This window comes from Cytobacillus oceanisediminis 2691 (assembly GCF_007678455.1).
In the GTDB taxonomy this organism is placed as follows: Bacteria; Bacillota; Bacilli; order Bacillales; family Cytobacillaceae; genus Mesobacillus; species Mesobacillus oceanisediminis_A.
Genome location: NZ_VEEP01000050.1, coordinates 1 through 395, shown reverse-complemented (window position 1 = coordinate 395; position 395 = coordinate 1). Strand labels below are relative to the sequence as shown.

The 395-nt window shown below is 44.8% G+C and carries 1 pseudogene; it reads right to left on the bottom strand.

Going from position 1 to position 395, the window contains the following annotated elements:
- Positions 1-229: pseudogene (locus tag FS736_RS23445) on the bottom strand (hypothetical protein); the annotation flags it as partial.
- Positions 230-395: the final 166 nt, after the last annotated feature.

Below are 395 nucleotides of genomic sequence, written 5' to 3'. Positions count from 1 at the left end.
AAGTAATTTTTGCCTGTCGGGGGGAAAGAGGTGATAAAAGGGATTCGGTCGATTGTGAATAGTAAAGGTATTTTTTAATGATTTTTGAAGGATTATTGATCTTGTATCCTACCCAAACGTCAACAAGCATCCACTCCTCTTCCACCTCCTTTCCTTTCGGAACCCTCTTCTTCACCATCTTCCCGTTGAATTCAAGCTCCTCTCCGCGCTCCACTTCGACTTTTTTCACTGTTTTGCTCTCTCACCCCCATCCAACGCCAACCTCCATTACTTCTTCCTCCTCCATTCCCACGTCTTCCAACACAATGACTTCATCATTCTCCTCATTCAACTCATTCCACCTCAACCCCAACTCCTTCACTTTCCCCCTAAAATCCACTTTATCTTCTCCCACC